This is a genomic window from Streptomyces sp. UC4497 (assembly GCF_054871485.1).
The window spans coordinates 91,595-111,198 of the sequence record NZ_JBTYHB010000013.1; the positions used below are offsets into that span (position 1 = coordinate 91,595).

Annotated in this window: 18 protein-coding genes; 7 read left to right on the forward strand and 11 right to left on the reverse strand. The window is 72.3% G+C overall.

The window, feature by feature from the left end:
* Positions 1-3 precede the first annotated feature (3 nt).
* Complete coding sequence (locus tag ACYSUO_RS20105) at positions 4-1,485, forward strand: SulP family inorganic anion transporter (RefSeq protein WP_461777544.1); 1,482 nt, start codon at positions 4-6, stop codon at positions 1,483-1,485.
* 67 nt (positions 1,486-1,552) lie between these two features.
* Here ACYSUO_RS20105 and ACYSUO_RS20110 read toward each other — a convergent pair whose 3' ends face one another.
* From ACYSUO_RS20110 to ACYSUO_RS20120, 3 genes are all read right to left on the reverse strand, one after another.
* The gene (locus ACYSUO_RS20110; RefSeq protein WP_461777545.1) at positions 1,553-1,960 is read right to left on the reverse strand and encodes a RidA family protein; all 408 of its coding nucleotides are present in this window, start codon (positions 1,958-1,960) and stop codon (positions 1,553-1,555) included.
* Between the two features lie 60 nt (positions 1,961-2,020).
* Positions 2,021-3,358 carry a lipase family protein gene (locus tag ACYSUO_RS20115; protein WP_461777546.1) on the reverse strand — a complete coding sequence of 446 codons (1,338 nt, stop codon included), beginning with the start codon at positions 3,356-3,358 and terminating at the stop codon, positions 2,021-2,023.
* 177 nt (positions 3,359-3,535) lie between these two features.
* Complete coding sequence (locus ACYSUO_RS20120; RefSeq protein ID WP_461777547.1) at positions 3,536-4,393, reverse strand: Cof-type HAD-IIB family hydrolase; 858 nt, start codon at positions 4,391-4,393, stop codon at positions 3,536-3,538.
* A gap of 177 nt (positions 4,394-4,570) precedes the next feature.
* On the opposite strand from ACYSUO_RS20120, the gene ACYSUO_RS20125 reads away from it, so the two are divergent.
* The 5 genes from ACYSUO_RS20125 (at position 4,571) to ACYSUO_RS20145 (ending at position 8,386) form a co-directional block, all read left to right on the forward strand.
* The gene (locus ACYSUO_RS20125) at positions 4,571-5,383 is read left to right on the forward strand and encodes an alpha/beta fold hydrolase (protein ID WP_461777548.1); all 813 of its coding nucleotides are present in this window, start codon (positions 4,571-4,573) and stop codon (positions 5,381-5,383) included.
* A 9-nt stretch (positions 5,384-5,392) separates the two neighbouring features.
* Entirely contained in the window at positions 5,393-6,160 is a 768-nt protein-coding gene (locus tag ACYSUO_RS20130; RefSeq protein WP_461777549.1) for an IclR family transcriptional regulator, read from the forward strand.
* Between the two features lie 95 nt (positions 6,161-6,255).
* Positions 6,256-7,278, forward strand: coding sequence for an aromatic ring-hydroxylating dioxygenase subunit alpha (locus ACYSUO_RS20135; RefSeq protein ID WP_461777550.1), 1,023 nt, complete (start codon positions 6,256-6,258; stop codon positions 7,276-7,278).
* Positions 7,275-7,445: a hypothetical protein gene (locus ACYSUO_RS20140; RefSeq protein WP_426895741.1), complete on the forward strand. Its 171-nt coding sequence runs from the start codon at positions 7,275-7,277 to the stop codon at positions 7,443-7,445. The genes ACYSUO_RS20135 and ACYSUO_RS20140 overlap by 4 nt, the downstream gene beginning before the upstream one ends.
* Positions 7,442-8,386: a PDR/VanB family oxidoreductase gene (locus ACYSUO_RS20145; protein ID WP_461777551.1), complete on the forward strand. Its 945-nt coding sequence runs from the start codon at positions 7,442-7,444 to the stop codon at positions 8,384-8,386. The genes ACYSUO_RS20140 and ACYSUO_RS20145 overlap by 4 nt, the downstream gene beginning before the upstream one ends.
* On the opposite strand, the gene ACYSUO_RS20150 is transcribed toward ACYSUO_RS20145, so the two are convergent.
* From ACYSUO_RS20150 to mdlC, 5 genes are all read right to left on the reverse strand, one after another.
* Positions 8,370-9,926, reverse strand: a complete 1,557-nt coding sequence (locus ACYSUO_RS20150; RefSeq protein ID WP_461777552.1) for an MFS transporter — start codon at positions 9,924-9,926, stop codon at positions 8,370-8,372. The two genes, ACYSUO_RS20145 and ACYSUO_RS20150, sit on opposite strands and share 17 nt — an antisense overlap.
* Positions 9,927-10,026: 100 nt before the next feature.
* Positions 10,027-10,512 carry a GNAT family N-acetyltransferase gene (locus tag ACYSUO_RS20155; RefSeq protein ID WP_461777554.1) on the reverse strand — a complete coding sequence of 162 codons (486 nt, stop codon included), beginning with the start codon at positions 10,510-10,512 and terminating at the stop codon, positions 10,027-10,029.
* 68 nt (positions 10,513-10,580) lie between these two features.
* Positions 10,581-11,813 carry an MFS transporter gene (locus tag ACYSUO_RS20160; RefSeq protein ID WP_461777555.1) on the reverse strand — a complete coding sequence of 411 codons (1,233 nt, stop codon included), beginning with the start codon at positions 11,811-11,813 and terminating at the stop codon, positions 10,581-10,583.
* Positions 11,814-11,925: 112 nt separating this feature from the next.
* The gene (locus tag ACYSUO_RS20165; RefSeq protein ID WP_461777556.1) at positions 11,926-13,383 is read right to left on the reverse strand and encodes a benzaldehyde dehydrogenase; all 1,458 of its coding nucleotides are present in this window, start codon (positions 13,381-13,383) and stop codon (positions 11,926-11,928) included.
* Positions 13,384-13,385: 2 nt separating this feature from the next.
* A complete protein-coding gene (gene mdlC / locus ACYSUO_RS20170) occupies positions 13,386-14,969 on the reverse strand; it encodes a benzoylformate decarboxylase (protein ID WP_461777557.1) in 1,584 nt (527 codons plus the stop codon).
* 144 nt (positions 14,970-15,113) lie between these two features.
* On the opposite strand from mdlC, the gene ACYSUO_RS20175 reads away from it, so the two are divergent.
* On the forward strand, positions 15,114-16,022 hold the full coding sequence (locus ACYSUO_RS20175) for a LysR family transcriptional regulator (protein WP_461777558.1): 909 nt from the start codon (positions 15,114-15,116) through the stop codon (positions 16,020-16,022).
* A gap of 37 nt (positions 16,023-16,059) precedes the next feature.
* Here ACYSUO_RS20175 and ACYSUO_RS20180 read toward each other — a convergent pair whose 3' ends face one another.
* The 3 genes from ACYSUO_RS20180 to ACYSUO_RS20190 are packed head-to-tail and all read right to left on the reverse strand — an operon-like array spanning position 16,060 to position 19,561.
* Positions 16,060-18,348, reverse strand: coding sequence for an ABC transporter permease (locus ACYSUO_RS20180; RefSeq protein ID WP_461777559.1), 2,289 nt, complete (start codon positions 18,346-18,348; stop codon positions 16,060-16,062).
* Complete coding sequence (locus tag ACYSUO_RS20185) at positions 18,345-19,040, reverse strand: ABC transporter ATP-binding protein (RefSeq protein ID WP_461777560.1); 696 nt, start codon at positions 19,038-19,040, stop codon at positions 18,345-18,347. Before ACYSUO_RS20185 ends, ACYSUO_RS20180 begins: the two co-directional genes overlap by 4 nt.
* Positions 19,037-19,561, reverse strand: a complete 525-nt coding sequence (locus ACYSUO_RS20190; protein ID WP_461777561.1) for a PadR family transcriptional regulator — start codon at positions 19,559-19,561, stop codon at positions 19,037-19,039. The genes ACYSUO_RS20185 and ACYSUO_RS20190 overlap by 4 nt, the downstream gene beginning before the upstream one ends.
* Between the last annotated feature and the right edge of the window lie 43 nt (positions 19,562-19,604).

Below are 19,604 nucleotides of genomic sequence, written 5' to 3' on the forward strand. Positions count from 1 at the left end.
ACCATGACCGAAACCACCCCCCACACCCCAACCCCGAAGTTCCCTCATCTCAAGGCGGACTTCACCGCCTCGCTCGTCGTGTTCCTGGTGGCACTTCCGCTGTGTGTCGGCGTCGCCGTCGCCTCCGGTGTGCCCGCCGAGATCGGCCTGATCACCGGCATCGTCGGCGGTATCATCACCGGCCTGATGCGCGGCAGCAGCCTCCAAGTGTCGGGCCCGGCCGCCGGGTTGACCGTGCTCGTGTACGAGGCCGTGCAGGAGTTCGGCCTGCCGGTCCTCGGTGTCATCGTGCTCGCGACCGGTGCGCTGCAGATCGCCATGGGCGCGCTGAAGGTGGGCCGCTACTTCCGGGCCATCTCGGTCTCGGTCGTCGAGGGCATGCTCGCCGGCATCGGCCTGGTCCTGATCGCGGGCCAGATGTACTCGGTGCTCGACGCCAAGGCCCCGGAGTCGGGGCTCGGCAAGATAGCCGGTCTGCCGGCGGCGTTCTTCGACGCCCTCGGCAGCACCCGGGCGCTGACCTCCCTCGCCCTCGGCGCGGGGACCGTCGCGATCCTGGTGTTCTGGAAGTACATGCCGCGCAAGGTGCGCGTCGTTCCGGGGCCGCTCGCCGCGGTGGGCCTGGCGACACTCGTGTCCGCCGTGTTCGGCTCGCCCGTGGCCACCGTCGAGGTCACCGGTCTGATCGGCTCGATCCAGCCGCCGCCCCTCGACGCGTTCGGTGAGCTCGCCACCGTCGGTCTGCTCGGCACGGTCGTGGCGTTCACCCTGATCGCGTCCGCCGAGTCACTGTTCAGCGCTGCCGCCGTGGACCGGATGCACGACGGTCCGCGCACCCAGTACGACAAGGAACTGCTCGCGCAGGGCGCGGGCAACGCGGTGTGCGGTGTGCTCGGCGCGCTGCCGATGACCGCGGTGATCGTGCGCAGCTCGGCGAATGTGCAGGCGGGCGCCAAGACGAAGGCGTCCCGGGTCATGCACGGCGTATGGCTGCTGCTGTTCGCCGCGCTGCTGCCGGCGCTGCTCGCCTACATCCCGATCCCGGCCCTCGCGGGCGTGCTCGTGCACTCCGGGGCGAAGCTGGTTCCCGCACGGGCCCTGGTGAAGCTCTGGCGCGACCATCGCGGTGAGGCGCTGATCCTGGTCGTCACCGCGGTGTCGATCGTGGCGATCAGCATGTTCGAGGGCGTGCTCATCGGCCTCGCCCTGTCGGTCATCAAGACCGCCTGGGACGCCTCGCACGTGAAGCTGGAGGTCATAGACAAGGGAGCGGGCCCGATCCAGGCACACCTGACGGGCAACGCGACCTTCCTGAAGCTGCCGAAGATCCTCGACAGCCTGGAGGCGCTCCCGCAGGACCGCCCGGTCGAGCTGAACCTGAGCGGGGTCCACCACCTGGACCACGCGTGCCGCACGGCTCTGGAGAACTGGGCCGAACGGCACAGCTCCTCGGAGACGGAGCCGGTGAAGGTCACCTCGGCCTGATCGGATCATCGAGACGCATCGGCCCCGACTCCCTTGTTCGGCAAGGGAGTCGGGGCCTTCGCATGTCTCAGTCGACCACCGCGGCGACCGCCTCGACCTCGACGAGCTGGTCGGCGTAGCCGAGCACGGTGACCCCCATCAGGGTGCTGGGCACGTCGTGGTCGCCGAAGGCGTCACGCACCACTTCCCAGGCCTTGACCAGGTCCTCCTGCCGCGTCGACGCGACGAGGACGCGGGTGCTGATGACGTCCTCGAGACCGGCGCCGGCCGCGTCGAGGGCGAGGCGCATGTTCGCGACACACTGGGCCGCCTGACCGGCATGGTCGCCGACCGCGACGGTCGAGCCGTCCTTGTCCAACGGGCAGGAACCGGCGAGGAAGACGAGCCGCGCCTCGGCCGGCGCGGTGGCCGCGTAGGCGTACTCGGCGACATCGGAGAGGGCGTCGGAGCGGATCAGGGTGACGGCGCGGGGCACGGGGTTCCCTTCGGGCGGGTGCGGTGGTCCGTCATCGTGCCACGGCCCCCGCCCGTACGGTCAGCGCTGCGCGGGAAGTTCGCCGCAGGTGGACGCGGCCGGCTCGCCCGAGAGGCGGTCGGTGAGCCAGTTGATGGCCGGTCCCTGGTCGGTGAGCAGCGGGGCGAAGTGGTTGATCAGGGCGCGGCCGACGTCCGGGATGTTCACCGCCTTGTATGTGACCTGGGCGCCGCGGCCGCACCAGTCGACGGCCAACTGGCGTGCCTGGCCGTGCGGGACGAGGTTGTCGCTCACCCCCGTGGCGACGCGCACCGGGCTCTGCGGCTCGATGGTGCCGATGCGCTGCTGGGCGAGGAACTCCTGGAGGCGCGGTTCGGCCTTGATGATGTCCTCCAGGCTCTTGCCGTCCTTCGTCCAGGCCGAGCTCTTCTTGGACGAGTAGCCGAGGATGGCGTCGCCGACGCACGCCGTGGAGAGGTCCTTCAGGGCGGCCCGGCCCTTGTCGTTCAGGTGCTTGTCGGCGATCGCCCGAAGCTCCGGGTCGGACTGCAGGAACCCGTTGAGCGACCAGCCGAGCGCGCCGACGAGGTCGGTTCCGTCGATGGCCTTGGTGGTCGCGGTCAGGTCGGCGGGCGGCGCCCCCGCGTACGTGCCGGAGAGCGTGACATCCGGTGCGTACGTCGGCTGGAGTTCGGCGGCAGCGGCGGTGGCGCCGCCGCCCTGGCTGTAGCCGAAGAGGCCGACCCGTGAACCGCTGGTGACGGTGGCGTCCTTGAGGGCGCGGGAAGCCCGCACGGCGTCGAGCACCGCGTGCGCCTCGTCCTGCCGGTTCACGTAGGTGTGCAGGCGGTCGGTGGCGCCCAGGCCGATGTAGTCGGTCACGACGACGGCGACGCCCTTGGCGAGGAGCCGGTAGATCGCCAGGTCCTCGTAACCGGCCACCAGCGTCTGCCCGTTGAACACGATGGGGTGCTCGAGCCCCATCGACGCGGCGCACTGGTCGCCCTGCCCCTGCGTGCCGGGGGCGAGCGCGACGAGCGGACGGGGCCCGGAGCCGCGCCACTTGGCGCTGGGCTCGATGTACGCGCCCGTGGACGCCGCGGGTTTCCCGTTGGAGTCGGTGGTCTTGTACATGATGCGGGTCGCCTTGCCGGGCAGCGGGCCGTTCAGTCCGGGCAGGCTGAGGGCGAGCGGGAGCCCTTCGCTGCGGATCAACGAGCCGTTGGCGGCGGGCAGTTCGGCCGGCGGGTTGTAGAACGCGGGGATCGTGACACCGCGCGAGACCGTGTCGCCGGAGGCCTCCGATCCGGTGGCCGCCGCGGCGGGCACGGCCTGGGCGCCGACACATGCGGCGACGGTGACGGCAGCGGCCAGCAGGCGGGTGGGGGCGGCGGGCATGGCGAACCTCCGGTCTACGGGCGGGAGTCGACCCCCGCCTGGCGGCTGTCGGCCGGAACATCGGGCAGGCCGACGGCGCGTTCGTGGCGGTCGTCCCACCGCCACCGCACGCCTTGCCGGACGTTATCCAGAACACCGTTACCGCGGGTAGCACCGGGAAGGTTACGGTTCAGTAATTTACGGCTGCACCGCGAGCCCGAGGAGGTCGCTGACGGTGCGGACGACGCCGTTCTCGGTGTTGGCCGGGGCGCGCAGCCGGGCGCGGTCGAGGACGTCGGGGTGGGCGTTGGCCATGGCGTAGGACCAGTCGGCGGTGTCCAGCATCTCCAGGTCGTTGCGGTAGTCGCCGAACACCATGGTCTGCGCGGGCGTGACCCCCAGGGCGTCCTGGAGCCTGCGGACGGCGGCGCCCTTGTTCGCGGCCGGGTTCATGACGTCGATCCAGTGCCTGCTGGAGACGACGACCTGGTGCGAGTCGGTGAGCGGGGCGAGGAGCGGGGCGATGGTGTCCTGCGCGTTGCCGAAGTCGAAGAGCGCGACCTTGACGAACTCGTCCTCGACGGCGGTGGCGTCGGCGACGATCTCGTGGGCGGCGTAGTACGTGCGGACCTGCTCCATGAACGCCTCGTCGGAGCGCTCCACGTAGGCGGAGCGCTTCCCGCAGACGACGACACCCGCGTCGGCCCCGCCCTCCTCGACGAGGGCGCGCACCGCCTTGACGATCCACTCGACGACGGCCGGCTCCAGCGGATCGGAGCTGACCTCGGCGCCGCCGCGCACGACGTACGCGCCGTTCTCCGCGACGTAGACCATGCCGCCGTCGTCCACGGCGTCGAACTGGGCGGCGAGCGTGGCGTACTGCCGGCCGCTGGCGGGGCAGAAGGCGATGCCCCGGCGGTTCATTTCGGCCAAGAGCGGCCAGAGGGAGTCCGGGATCTTCCCGTCCCCGTCCAGGAGCGTGCCGTCCATGTCGGTGACGACCAGGCGGATGTCGGGCGGGGTGGCGGCGGTCGCCTGGTGGTGCTGGGTGTTCACGGTGGTTCCTGGTTCGGTGGTGCGGGCCGCGGGCCAGGGGACGAGGGCGCGGCGCCACCAGTCTAGGAGGGCCGTCCCGGCCGCTCTGACCGGCCAACACTCTTGATCATGCCCACGCGCGCGCCGTACGGTTCCGGCACTCACCCCGCGCGGGTCCCACCCAACCTGGAGCACTCCATGCCCCGATTCACGCAGGACGGCACCGTTTTGCGGTACGACGACCTCGGTCCCGCGGACGGCGTCGCGATCGTGCTGATCCACGGGCATCCCTTCAACCGGACCCTGTGGGCCGCGCAGGCCGACGCGCTCACGACGGCCGGGTACCGGGTGCTCCTGCCCGATCTGCGCGGGTACGGCGAGAGCGACGTCACTCCGGGGCAGGTGCTGCTCTCGCGCTTCGCGGACGACGTCGCCGCGCTCCTGGACGAGCTGGACATCGACACCGCCGTCGTGGGTGGTGTGTCGATGGGCGGCCAGATCGCCATGGAGTTCCATCTGCGGCACCCGGGCCGCACCCGCGCGCTCGTCCTGTCCGACACCTCGGCGCCGGCCGAGACCCCCGAGGGCAAGCTGCGCCGCAACCGGCTCGCGGTACGGCTGCTCGCCGAGGGCATGGGCGGGTACGCGAACGAGGTCATCGACAAGATGCTCGCGCGGTACAACGTGGCCGCGCTGCCGGAGGTCGCCGCGCACGTCCTCGGCATGATGCAGGTCACCGACCCGCGCGGGGCCGCGGCGGCGCTGCGCGGGCGGGCCGAGCGCCCCGACTACCGCGACAGCCTCGCGGCGGCCCGGGTTCCCGCGCTCGTCGTGGTCGGCGCGGACGACGTGTACACGCCGGTCCCGGACGCCGAGGAGATCGTGAAGCTGGTGCCGGACTCGGTGCTGCGGGTGATCGACGGGGCGGGGCACCTGCCGGGCGTCGAGCAGCCCGAGCTGTTCAACGCCGTGCTCCTGGACTTCCTCCGCGACCGCTGCCCGACCGGGTAGGGCGAGCTCGTGACCCGTTCCGCGAGCGACCGGCTGCTCGACGCGCTCGGCGCCTTCGACCAGGACCATCCGTCGCTCACACTGACCCAGCTCGCGCACCGCGCCGAGCTTCCCCTGCCCACCGCGCACCGGCTCGTCGGCGCGCTCTCCCGCTGGGGCGCCCTGGAGCGCGACGAGGCGGGGAACTACCACGTGGGCCTGCGCCTGTGGGAGATCGCGGCGCTCGCCCCGCGCGGCCTCGGTCTGCGGCAGGCGGCTCTGCCGTTCCTCGAGGACCTGTACGAGTCCACGCACGAGAACGTGCACCTCGCGGTGCGCGACGGCCTGGAGGTCGTCTACATCGAGCGCCTGTCGGGCCGTTCGGCGGTCGGCGTGCACTCACGGGTCGGCGCGCGCTGGCCGCTGCACGCGACGGGCGTGGGTCTGGTGCTGCTCGCGCACGGCGACCCCGATCTCCAGGACCGCTACCCCGAGGGCGGGCTCGACACGTTCACCCCCTACACCGTCACCGATGCGGTCCGACTGCGCCGGATGCTGGCCGAAGTGCGGCGCAGCGGCGTCGCGGTGAGCGACCGTCAGATCACCGACGACGCACTGTCGGTGGCCGCTCCGGTGCGCGGGCCACGCGGGGATGTGGTCGCCGCGGTGTCCGTCGTCGTACCGGTCGAGGGCGCGCGGACGCCTGCGCTGATTCCTGCGGTGCAGCTGGCCGGACGCGGCATTTCGCGCGCTCTGGGCTGGCAACCCGCGTCGAGTACTCCCCCGGCTTCCGTCTGACGGAAGTCGCGTTGTGGGCCTGTGGCCCAGGTCACCAGGGTGGTCGGTGACGCGCGGCGACGGTGCCGCGCGCGGTGACTGGAGGGACACCCGTCATGACCGGAAACCCGTCGTACTCGGCCTTCGCACGCAACCAGTGGTACGTCGCCGCATGGGCGACGGAGGTCGGCCGGGAGCTGCTCGGCCGCACGATCCTCGGTGAGCCGATCGCCTTCTACCGCACCGAGGCCGGGGAGCCGGTCGCGCTGGCGGACCGCTGTGTGCACCGCCGCTACCCGCTGTCGGCGAGCGGGCTCGACGGGGACCGGGTGGTGTGCGGGTACCACGGGTTCACCTACGACACGACGGGCACCTGCGTGTTCGTGCCGGGGCAGAAGCGGGTGCCGCGGACCGCGCGGGTGAGCTCGTACCCGGTCGCCGAGGTCGACGGGATGGTGTGGGTGTGGGTCGGTGACCCGGAGCAGGCCGACAAGAGCGCGATCCCGCGCGCCCCGCACCTGGTCGCGGACGGTTTCGTGACCGTGGAGGGCATGGAGCCGATCGACGCGGACTTCATGCTCCTGGTCGACAACCTGATGGACCTCTCCCACGAGACGTATCTGCACGGCGGTTACATCGGGACGCCCGAGGTCGCCGAGACTCCCATCGCCACGGAGGTCGACGAGGAGTCCGGGATCGTGCGGGTGTCGCGGCACATGAAGGACGCCGAGTGCCCTCCGTTCTATGCCCGTTCCACCGGTATCGAGGGCCGCATCGACCGGCGCCAGGACATCGAGTACCACGCGCCGTGCCTGTATCTGCTGCACAGCACGATCAGCCCGTCGGGGCAGGAGACCCCCGCGTTCCGCACGGAGATCACGTACGCGATCACCCCGTCCTCGCCCGGCAAGGTGTACGACTTCTGGGCGGTCTCGCGGAACTTCGCGACCGAGGACGCCGACGTCACCACGTTCCTGCGGGAGTTCAACCACAAGGTGGTCATGCAGGACGTCGACGCGCTGAATCTGCTGCAGCGCACCCTGGACACGGAGCCGGAGGGCTACCAGGAGCTCAGCATCAACATCGACACGGGCGGCCTGGCCGCACGCCGCATCCTCGAGAAGCTGGCCGCCGGATGAACCGGCCCGTCTACCGCATCGAATGGCTCCCCGGCACCGACATCCTCGACGGCCACTGCCACTGCGGTGAGCGGCACACGAGCGAGGACCCGGTTGCCATGTGGGAGTGGATGCTCGCCCACCCGGACCACCCGCAGGCCCCCGACCAGAAGGACCGCACCCCGTGAGCGACCCGCTCGTCCCCCTCGACACGTACGACCTCGTCGTCGCCGAACGCCGCCAGGAGACCGACGGCGTCGTCTCCCTGCTCCTGCGCCGCCCGGACGGCGCACCGCTGCCCGCGTGGGAGGCGGGCGCCCACATCGACCTGATCCTCTCCGAGGCCGAGGGTCTTGAACGTCAGTACTCGCTGTGCGGCGGGGACGCGCACTCCTGGCGGATCGCGGTGCTGCACGAGCCGGACGGGCGGGGCGGCTCGGCGCATGTGCACGGCGAGCTCCAGGAAGGCGCGGCGGTACGTGCCCGTGGGCCGCGCAACCACTTCCGGCTCGAACCGGCGCCCGCGTACCGGTTCGTCGCGGGCGGCATCGGCATCACTCCGATCCTGCCGATGCTGGCCGCGGCGGCCGACCAGGGCGCGCGGTGGTCCCTGCACTACGGGGGCCGCTCCCGCGCGACGATGGCGTTCGCCGAGGAGCTGACCGCCCGGCACCCCGGCGGGCGGATCGAACTCGTCGAGGGCCTGCTCGACCTTCCGGCCGCTCTCGCCGACCTGCGGCCCGGTGAGCTCGTCTACGCCTGCGGCCCCGAGCCGCTGCTCGCCGCCGTCGAGGGGCTCGTGCCGGCCGAGGCGCTGCGCACGGAGCGGTTCACCCCGACGGCGACCGACACCAGCGGCGACACGGCCTTCGAGGTCGAACTCGCCTCCTGCGGACGGACGTTGAAGGTCCCGGCGGACCGGACGATCCTCGCCACGTTGCAGGAGGCCGGGATCCAGGTGCTGTACTCCTGCACCGAGGGCACGTGCGGCACCTGCGAGACGGACGTGCTCGCCGGGGAGGTCGACCACCGCGACAGCGTGCTCACCGCCGCCGAGCGGGACGCCAACGAGACTATGATGGTGTGCGTCTCGCGGGCGAAGGGCGAGCGACTCACGCTCGATCTGTGACCGCCCCGTCCGTGGCGGCCTCGGGCTCGGCCTCCGCATGCGTCTCGTGCTCCGCGCGACGCAGCAGCGTGGCCGCCACCAGGCCGCCCGTCAACACTGCGGCAGCGCCGACGAGTTGACCGGTCTCCAGGGCGGATCCGAACGCCCGCGTCACCGTGCGGCGTTCGGCCGCCGAGTTGGTCGCGGCCAGGGCGGCGGGCAGCGAGGCCGCGGCCACCGGGACGAGCGCGGAGAAGCGGGCGCTGAGCACGGCGCCCAGGACGGCGACGCCGAGGCCGCTGCCGAACTCGGTGACCGTGCCCTGGATACCGGCGCCCGCACCCGCCTTCTCGCGGGGGATCGCGCCCATCACGGCGACGGCCATCGCCGGGTTGGCGAACGCGCAGCCGACGCCCATGAGGACGAGCCCGACGAGCAGGCCGCCGTAGCCGTCCACGACGCGCCCGGCGAGGGCGACCGCGGCGAGTCCGCAGGCGAGCAGGGTCATGCCGACGGCCACGGACCCCGGAATGCCGAGCCGCTTGCTCAACCGGGCCGAAATGCCGCTGAAGTTGAGCAGGACGACAGTGAGGGCGAACGGGGCAGTGCGCAGACCGGCCTCCAACGGGCCGTAGCCCAGGACGAATTGGAGCTGCTGCGTGAGCAGGAAGAGCGCTCCCCCGCTGCCGAAGGTGATCAGCACGGCGCCGATCACGGCCCCGGTGAACGTCCGGTTGCGGAAGAAGCTCATGTCGAGCATCGGGTCGGTGACCCGCCGCTCCCACAGCACGAACCCGGTCAGCGCGCAAACCCCGAGGCCCGCGCCCGCGAGCACGTACGGAGAGGACCAGCCGTGGTCCGGGCCCGAGACGACGGCGTAGACGAGGGAGCCCATCGCGATCGTCGACAGGAGCGCGCCGAGTACGTCGGGGCGGTGGCTCTGCTCGGCCCTGCTCTCCGGCACGAGGATGCTGACGGCGCACAGGCCGAGCAGTACGACGGGCACGTTGACGATGAAGAGCGAGCCCCACCAGAAGTGCGCGAGGAGGACGCCGCCGACCAGCGGTCCCGCCGCGAAGCCGAGGGCGTTGACGGCGGCCCAGACGCCGATGGCGCGGACCCGTTCGTCGTCGTCGAAGACCTGCACGGCCACCGCGAGGGTGGTGGTCAACAGGAGTGCGCCGCCCACGCCCATGCCGGCGCGCGCGGCGATCAACTGGCCGGTGGTGTGCGAGAGCGCAGCGGCGAGCGAGCCCGCGCCGAACAGCACGAGACCGGTCAGGAGCAGCTTCTTGCGGCCGTAGCGGTCGGCGGCGGCCCCGGCCGCGAGCAGTAGTCCCGCCTGCACCAGCACGTACGCGTTGATGATCCACTGGACGTCGGCGGTGCCGGCGCCGAGGTCGTCGGTGAGCGTGGGGACGGCGACGTTGAGGATCGTGTTGTCGAGGATGACGACGAGTTGGGCGAGGCAGATCACGCCGAGGATGAGCCAGCGGCGCGGGTCCCTCGGCCGGGCGGGCGCGGGTGCGGTCGGCTGTTCGGCGGCGGGCGTCGCCGTCATGCGGGCTCCTTGTGGGCAGGCGGAGAACACGGGGACCACCCCGCTGGTTAGGTAACCCTAACTCAACGGATGGCCCGCGTCCGCCCCACCCCACCAGGGCCTATAGGGCGCGGTGCATGATGTGCAGTCCGACCCTGCCGTGACGCGGGTGGTCGTACGCCTCGGGCACCGTGCCGAGGATCATGAAGCCGAGCGAAGTCCACAGCCGTACCGCCGGGTTGGTCTCGACGACGGCGTTGAAGACCATGGCGCGGTAGCCGTCCCGCTCGGCCACGGTCAGTACGTGTTCGGCGAGGGCGCGGCCGTGGCCGTGGCCGCCGTGGTCGGGGTCGACCATGAACCCGGCGTTCGCGGTGTCGCGCGCCGGACCGCCGTAGTTGGGCTTCACGTAGGCCGTCGCGACGAGCGTGCCCGCGTCGTCCTCCATGACGAGGACGCGCTTGCCCGCGCCCTCGGTCCACAGGGCGCGGGCCTCGGGCTCGCTGGTGTCGGGATCCCAGGCGTAGGTCTCGCCCGCGCGCACGATCCGCCGCCAGAACGGCCAGATCCGTTCCCAGTCCCCGTCCCGGATGTCTCTGATCTTCATGGGGCCGAGTCTGGCACGGGTCCCGGCCGCCCTGTCGGGGGCGCCCAGTTGGTGAACTCGGGGGCCGGTCAGCCGGTGAACGCCGCGTTCGGTGTCCTGGCGCGGTCGTCGGATGTCGGCGGAGCCAGCAGTAGCATCGCCCCGAGTCCGAGGGCCGCGACACCGGCGAAGAACCAGAAGCCCCAGGGGTGGGCGATGCCCGCCGTGACCAGGGCGCCGGTCACGAACGGCCCGGTGATCGAGCCGAGCCGGCCCACCGCGGAGGCGAGGCCGAGCGCGGTGCCGCGGGTGCGGGCCGGGAAGACATGGGCCACGTACCCGTAGATGAGGACCTGCGCGGAGAACACGAAGACGCCGGTGAGCAGCACCAGCGCGTTGAGCAGCAGGCTGCTGTCGATGCGCAGGCTCAGGACGGCGAGCAGCACGGCGCCCGCCGCGAACCAGATGCGGGCCACGCGTCGGATGCCGTACTTGTCGGCGACGATCCCGGCGACGACGAGCCCGATGACGGCTCCGACGTTGAGGACGAGCAGGAGCGCGATGGAGCGGGAGATGGGGTAGCCGGCGCTGCGCATGAGTTGGGGCAGCCAGGTGTTGAGCCCGTAGACGAGCAGCAGGCCCATGAAGGAGCCGCCCCACACGGCGAGCGTGGTGCGGCGCACGCGCGGGCCGAGCAGGTCGCGCATGCCGATGCGTTCGGTCTCGGGCTGTTGCCTGGCGGCGAGGTACGCGGCGGACTCCGGCAGCTTCCACAACATCAGCGGGACGACGAGCAGGCCCGCCACTCCCCCGCCGTAGAACAGCCAGTGCCAGTCACCGGCCACGGCGAGCGCGAGCACCGAGGTGAGCACCGCGCCGACGTGGTAGCCGGTCATGGTGAACGTGCTGGCGCTGGCGCGGCGGCGTTCGGGCAGGTTCTCCGACATGACGGTCAGGGCGACCGGCATACAGGCGCCGAGGCCGAGCCCGGCGAGGAAGCGCAAGCCGCCGAACACGGCCACGTTCGGGGCGAGCGGTGTCACCAGCGTGAACACCGAGAACAGCAGCACCGAGCCGATGAGCATGCCGCGCCGGCCGAAGCGGTCGGTGAGCGGGCCGAGCCCCGCGGCGCCGACCGCGACCCCGACGAGGGACACGGTGGCGACCGCGGTGGCATCGGCCGCGGTGAAACCGAGGTGGTGCGTCTTGAGCAGGGTGGGGATGGTGGCGCCGAGCGCCACCAGGTCGTACCCCTCGAGCAGTACGGTCAGCCAGCACAGCACCGCCGTGGTACCGGCTGCCCGCGTGGGAGACGTCGTCATTGGCGTGCTCCTTGCCTGATGAGCGGATGGGGACGGGGACGCGCTGCTCCTGGACGACAGGGGACTTTTACGACAGGCGACTTTTACGGTGGGGCCGGATCCTCTGCGGGGATCAGAAGGGGTACGGCGCGATCTGCGGGCGCACGGTCACCCACTGCGTCTCGGTGAACGCCTCGATGTTGGCCTGCGCGCCGCCGAACCGGGATCCGTTGCCGGAGTCGCCGACGCCGCCGAAGGGCGCGGCGGGCTCGTCCATGACGGTCTGTTCGTTGATGTGCACCTTGCCCGAGCGGATCCGGTCGGCGAGGGTCATCGCGGTGCCGACGTCGCCGAGGATGCCGACGGACAGGCCGTACGGCGAGGCGTCGACGATGCGGGCCGCCTCGTCGAGGTCGCGGTAGGTGCGCACGGGTGCGACGGGGCCGAAGATCTCCTCGCGCCATGCCGGGCTGTCGTCGTCGAGGCCGGTGAGCACGGTCGCCGGGTAGTACGGGGCGTCGGCCTCGCCGCCCGCGACGACCTTCGCGCCCGCGGCGACGCTGTCGGTCACCACCTTGTCGATGTGGGCGAGTTGCCGGCCGTCGATGATCGGGCCGAGGGCGACGTCGCCGGTGGCGGGGTCGCCGACGGGGAGGTTCGCGGCCTTCTCGGCGAGCAGTGCCACGTACTCCTCGGCCTGCGACTCGTGGACGAGGTGGCGGCCGGTCGCCATGCAGATCTGGCCCTGGTGGAGGTACGAGCCGAACGCGCCGGCCGAGGCGGCCGCCGGGAGGTCGGCGCCGGGGAGCACGACGAGCGCGTTGTTGCCGCCGAGTTCGAGGTGGACCTTCTTGAGGTTGCGGGCGGCGGCCTCACCGACCTTGCGTCCGGCGGCAGTTGAGCCGGTGAAGGAGACGACGGAGACCTCGGGTGCCTCGACGACGGCGGCGCCGACGCTCGCGTCGCCGGGCAGCAGGTGCAGCAGCCCCTCGGGAAGGCCCGCCTCCTCGAAGATGCGGACGATGGTGACACCGCCGCAGACCGCGGTGCGCGGGTCCGGCTTGAGGAGCACGGCGTTGCCGAGGGCGAGCGCGGGCGCGACGGAGCGGATGCCGAGGATCAGCGGGAAGTTGAACGGGGCGATGACCGATACGACGCCCGCGGGTACGCGGCGCGCGAACGACCAGCGGGGCTCGCCGCTGCTGAGCACGTCGCCGAGCGGGTGCGCGGGCAGGGCCGCGTCCTCGTAGCACTCGGCGGCGGCGAAGTCGGTCTCGACGGTCGCCTTGGCGCGCGTCGAGCCGGCCTCGCGGACGATCCAGCCCTTGATCTCCTCGGCGTGCTCGGCGAACAGGTCACCGGCCCGGCGCAGCACGGCGGCGCGCTCGGCGGGGGCGGTGCGGGCCCACTCCCGCTGCGCCTCGGCGGCGCGGGTCGCGGCGCGGGCGACGTCGTCGGCGGTGGCGCTGCCGATCGACCCGAGCTGCCGACCGGTGGCGGGTTCGACGACGGCGGACGTGCCCCCACTTCCCTCGGTCCAGCCGTCGAGGTGGATCCGCTCGTGCCATACGGGGTCTTCGAGGAGAGTCATGTTCACTCCGGTGAGGTGGGGTGGGTGTCGACCTGGATGAGCCGGGGCCCGTCGGTCGCGTTCTTCTTCAACTGCTCGCGCAGGTCGGCGAGTTCGGTCACGGCGGTGGCGGGCACCCCGTACCCCGCGGCGAGCGCGGTGAAGTCGAGGCCGGGGATCTCGGTGCCCGGCACGTCCGGGGTGTCGAGCAGCGTCCCGAACCAGCGCAGCGCACCGTACGTGCCGTTGCGCAGGATGAGGAAGGTGACCGGTACCCGGTAGTGGGCGGCGCTCCACAGCGCCGTGATGCCGTAGTTGGCGGAGCCGTCGCCGACGACCGCGACGACCGGGCGGTCCGGGTCGCCCATCGCGGCGCCGACGGCGGCGGGCAGACCGAAGCCGAGCCCGCCGGAGGCCGGGAAGAAGTAGGAGCCGGGGCGCCGCAGGTCCATCTGCCGCCACCAGGCGCCGTTGGTGGAGGTCGACTCGACGACGTAGCGGGTGTCGGCCTGCTGGGTGTCGCGGAGGGCGGCGAAGACTTCCTCGGGGTGGAGGGCGCCGCCGGAGGCGGTGGCGGGGTCGGACGGGGGCGTGAACTCCCTTGGCCCGCTTGCCCGTTGCGGCAGCCGGTCCACCAGCGCCGTCAACACGGGACCCGGATCCGCGACCAGCGCCTCCCCCATCGGCGCGCGGGCCGCGGCGCCCGCGTCGTCGGTGACCTGGATCAGCCGGGCGCCGTCCGGCAGGTAGGGGCCCGGCACGTGCTGGTGGTAGCGGAAGACGGGCGCGCCGACGACGAGCACCAGGTCGTGCCCGGCCAGCGCCGACGACACGGAGCCGATTCCGGCGGGCAGCACCCCACGCAGCAGCGGGTGCCGGTTGGGGAACGGGAGGCGGTGCGGCGAGGGCGCCACCCACACCGGCAGGTCGAGGTGTTCGGCGCAGGCCACGGCCCGGTCGAAGTACCCGGCCGCGTCGATGTCACCGCCGAGGACGAGCACGGGATCGCGGGCGGCGCCCACGTCCCGTACGAGGTCGTCGAGTTGCTCCTCGTCCGGGGCGAGCCCGCGCCGCACCCGCCGCTCCAGGACCTCGCAGGCCCCTGGGTCGACGTCGGCGTCCCAGTCGTCGTACGGCACGGAGAGATAGCTGGGGCGGCGCTGCAACTCGGCCTCGAAGACCGTCTGGGCCAGCGAGCGCGGGACGTCGGCGGCGCAGGCCGGTTCGGCGGAGTGGCCGACGAGCGGGCGCATCAGCTGCGGGGCGTCGACGTTGGCGAGCATCGCCTCCAGGCCGACGGCGGAGCGCACCTGCTGGCCCGCCGTGAGCACCAGGGGCGAGCGCGCGTACACCGCGTTGGTGAGCGCGCCCATCGCGTTGCCGGAGCCGGCGGCGGCGTGCAGATTGACCAGTGCGGGGCGTCCTGTGACCTGGGCGTATCCGTCGGCCATGCCGACGACGACGCCTTCGTGCAGGCCGAGGACGTAGCGGAAGGACTCGGGAAGTCCTGCCAGGAAGGGCAGTTCGTTCGATCCGGGGTTCCCGAAGATCGTGGTCAGGCCTTGTCGCTCGAGGAACGCGTGGGCGATCCGGCGTGCGGTCGGCATGCGCAGACTCCTCCTTGACCGGCGGTGATGTGGTTGAGCCTAGAAATAAAGCCGACCGTGCTCCAATCAATGTTGCCTACCCGTTTCATAGACAGGATCGATAATGGGGGCAGCAGGCGAATGAGGCAGCGGACGGGAGTGACCATGCGGGACTTCGACCTCAACCTCGTACGGACCTTCGTGCTGCTCTACGAGACCCGCAGCGTGACGGCGACCGCCGAGGCCCTGCACGTGACCCAGCCGACCGTGAGCTATGGGCTGCAGAAGCTGCGCCGCCGCTTCGACGACGAACTCTTCCGCCGCACGGGCGCGGGGCTCGCCCCGACAACCACGGCCCGCGCCCTGTACGAGCCGCTCCACCGCGCCCTCTCGGAGATCGAGACGACCGTGAGCGGCTCCCACTCCTTCGACCCGGCGACGGCGCGCGCCGCGTTCACCGTGTGCCTGTCCGATCTGGGCGAGGTGGCCCTGCTGCCGCGCCTGATGGCCGCCCTGCCGCGACAGGCGCCGGGCGCCACGCTCACGGTGCGGCCGCTCGACATCCGCGGCGCCGCCGACCAGTTGGGCCGCGGGGAGATCGACGCGTTCATCGCCTCGCCGCTGCTCGGCTCGGCACGGGTGGCACGGATCCCGCTGTTCTCCGAGGGATACGTCGCCGTGGTGGCCCGCGATCACCCGCGCCTGCGCGGCCGCTCCGTGGACCTGGCCGCGCTCGGCGCCGAGCAGCATGTGACGGTCTCCGGGCCCGCCGGGCACGAGGGGCCGCGCCGCGCCCTGGAGGCGCACGGTCTGCTGCACCGCGTGGTCCTTGACGTGACCCGGTTCGCGGGCCTGCCGTACCTCATCCAGGACAGCGAACTCGTCGCGGTGGCGCCCCGGTTGGTGGCCCGCATGTTCGCCGCCGACCACCGGGTGCGGCTCCTTGAGCTTCCGATCGACATCGAACCGGCGCAGGTCTCGGTCTACGCCCGGCACGCGCACGCCCTCACTCCGGCGCAGCACTGGCTGGTGGACTTCATGCGGGACACGCTGGTCGACGCAACGCAGGCGTGAAGCGCGGTGCCCGCTTTGAAGGGCGGGCGCCGCGGTGTCAGTCGTTGCGTGCCGTCTCCGGTCCCGTGATCCGCCGCAGCAGCGGCAGCGTGGAGGCGATGACGGCGAGCGAGACGACCATCCCGGCGAGGGTCAGGCCGTAGTAGCCCGGCCCCGGCGCTCGTATCGAGTAGTCGAACTGCGCCTGCAGGAAGAGTTGCGCGGTCAGGAAGCCCAGCCCGATGGCGAGCGCCGCGACGATCAGCAGCGGCGCGGCGCTCTCCAGGAGCACCACCCGGCGCAGGGTGCTCAGCGGTACTCCGCTCAGCCGCAACAGGGCGAAGGGGCGCTTGCGTTCGTTCAGTCCGCCGGCGACGGCGACCGCCAGGCTGCATCCGGCGATCGGGAAGCTGATCACGATGACGACGGTGGCCAGTTGCCGGTAGCCCGCGATGTCGCCCCACTGCTGCGCGTAGTCCTCCTCGACGGTGTACGGCGGCAGTTCATCGGGGTACGCCGCGGTGAGGAGCGTGCGAACGCGCTCGATCGCCGCCGTGGAGCCGTCCGTCGTCACCATGATCTCGCTCACCGGCAGGGACTCGAGCCGCTGCGGTTCGATCTTCGCCGCGGGCCATACGGCGGGCCAGGCCCGATCCTCCTGCACGCCGAACCGGGAGAAAACCGGTGGGATCGCGGCGGCCCGGGCCCCCGCCGGGCACCTGTTGTGTGCGGGCATCCGCGCCAGCTCGGCGCAGGGGACCAGGCCCGCCAGGATCGGCGGCTCCCCCTTCGGCGGGGTCGGCTCGACGGGATCCGGGATGCCGAGCGGATTCGTGCGGACCACCATGACGCTGTGGACGCCGGGCACGGACTCCAGCTCCGACCGGGTCGCGGCGGGCAGTGCTGCCGGGGGCTTCCGGGTGGGCCCGGACCCGAACTGCCGGTCGTACTCGCCGACCACCGAACTGCCGAACGCCACCTTGTCCTCGGGCACTCCGCTCTCCGCGACCACCGCGGTGATGATGCCCACCGCCGTGCTGGTGACACAGAGCGCGAGGACGAGGCCGCTGACCGCGCGGAACCCGGCCTTCGGGTCGTCCGCGAGGCGCCGCCCCGCGACGAGCAGCGCCGGCCGACGGGTGAACCGCACCAGCAGCCGCGCCCCGGCCATCGTCAGCCATGGGCCCGCGAGGACGATGCCGACCAGGATCAGCAGGATGCCCGGGACGAAGGCGAGTATCTGGCCCGAGCTGCCCTCGGGGACACGCCCGATGACCCACCACAGCTGCCCGAGGCCGAGCGCCACCGGGATCAGCCGCCAGGCCCTCGGGGGCCGGGGCGTGGCCCGGCGGGTCACACCGAGCGGTGAGACCCGCACGCGGCGCAGTGCCACGCGCGACGCGACCGCCGCGGCCACCGGCACACCCACGGCGACGAGCAGCACTTCGGCCGCGCCGAGCGACATGTCCCCGGTGAAGAACCGGGTGCCGGTCAGGTCGGCCCGCGCCACCAGGGGCCGCAGGGCGTACCAGAGGGCGAAGCCCACCGCCGTACCGGCGACGGCGGCGACCGCGGACTCGACCGTGGAGATCAGCGACACCTGTCCCGGTGTCGCGCCGACCAGACGCATCGCGGCGAAGCGCTGCTCGCGGCGGGCTGCGGCGAGGCGGCTGGCGGTGCCGGTCAGGATCAGCACGGGGAAGATGAGCGCCAGGGCGACCACCGAGAGGATGAGCGCCATGCCCTGGGCGTTGATACCGGCGGCGATGTCGCAGTTGGGGCCGCTGCAACTGCTGGGTGATTGGGTCTCGATGGTCGTGACGCGCCGGGCACCCTCCTTCCCCGCAAGGTCGCCGGGGCGGTGTCCCACCACGACGACGAGGGAGTCGGGTCCGGGCAGCGCGGACCTCCCGATCGTGCCCGCCCGGCGGCCGGGGTAGCGGTCCGCCAACTCACCGGCGGGCGTGGCGCGCAGCAACTCGGCCAGCGCCGGGGAGACGTAGTGCTCGCCGGGGCCCGGGAGGCGTGGCAGGCCCGGCGGCACCGGCGCGCTGGGCCCGGTTGCCGCCACGTCGACGCGGCCGATGAGCCCGCCGTCGTAGTGGTCGGCCCGCAGCAGCCACCACAGCGGGTCGGCGCCCGCGGCCCGCGCGCTCCGGCTCTGGGTGAACTCGCCGCCGGTGTTGAGCCAGGCGTTGCGGTCGTTCTGGGTCCGGGTGGCCTGGATGGCGGCAAGTGTGGAGAGCAGCAGCGCGACGCCCACCGCCACGGCGGCGGCGATCACGGTCAGCCGCACCAGCGCCTCGCGACCGCCCGCGACGGTGAGGCGGAGCGCGAGCCGGATCATGAGACGGCCCGCTCGATGGAGAGCGGTGTCACCCTGCCGTCGCGGACGATGACCTCCCGGTCGGCGAAGGCGGCGACGCGCGGCTCGTGGGTGACAAGGACGACGGTGGTGCCCTGCTCGCGGGCGGAGCCGACCAGCAGGTCCATCACCTGTTCACCGGTGAGCGAGTCGAGGGCGCCGGTGGGCTCGTCGGCGAAGAGCACCCGCGGCCGGGCGACCAACGCCCGTGCCAGCGCGACCCGTTGGGCCTGCCCGCCCGACAACTCGCCGGACCTGCGTCCTTCGAGACCGGCCAGACCGAGCCGCTCGAACCAGCCGCGGGCCTCACGCAGCGCGGTGGACCGGCGGCCGCGCGCGAGGAGCAGCGGCAGCGCCACGTTCTCCTCGGCCGTCAGCTCGGGTACGAGCTGGCCGAATTGGAAGACGAAGCCGAAGCGGTCCCGGCGCAGCGCGCTGCGTTCGGTCTCGCGCAGGGCGTCGATGCGCCGCCCGTCGTAGAGGATCTCGCCCTCGTCGGGCACCAGGATTCCCGCGAGGCAGTGCAGCAGCGTCGACTTGCCGGAGCCGCTCGGTCCCGTCACGGCGACGATCTCACCCTGTTCCACGGACAGTTCGGCGCCCCGCAGTGCGGGGGTGCTGCCGAACGAGAGCACCACGTCGCGCGCCTCGACCAGGCTTGTCACCGCACTCATGAGCGCACCTCCGCCGCGAGCGCGCCGAGCCGCGCCACGGTCATGTCGATCCAGCGCAGGTCGGCTTCGAGGTGGAAGAGGCCGTGGTCGGCGAGCAGCCTGTCGACGAGTCCCCCGGTGCGGCGCAGCTCGGTCAGCTCGCGCATCCGCTGCATGTGGGCGGCCCGCTGGGTGTCGAGGTACGCCTGCGCGTCCCGCTCCAGGAGCAGCGCGAGGACGACCTTGGTGAACAGCACGGTCTGCAGGTGCTGTTCGGGGGCGACCGGCTCGACGAGCCAGGCCTCCACCTGCGTGACGCCGCTGTCGGTGATCACGTACCGCTTGCGGTCCGGCCCCTCCCCCGGCTCGGACTCGCCGACCGCCACCTTCCCGTCCCGGGCGAGGCGGCGCAGCGTCGAGTAGACCTGGCCGTAGGGCAGTGGCTTGCCGCGGCCGAAGTAGGTGTCGTAGTTCCGCTTGAGGTCATAGCCGTGGCTCGACTCACGTTCGAGGAGCCCGAGGAGCGCCAGAGGAACGGTCATGTCTTGGTGTATACGCCGGGTGTATACGCCCGGTCCATACGCC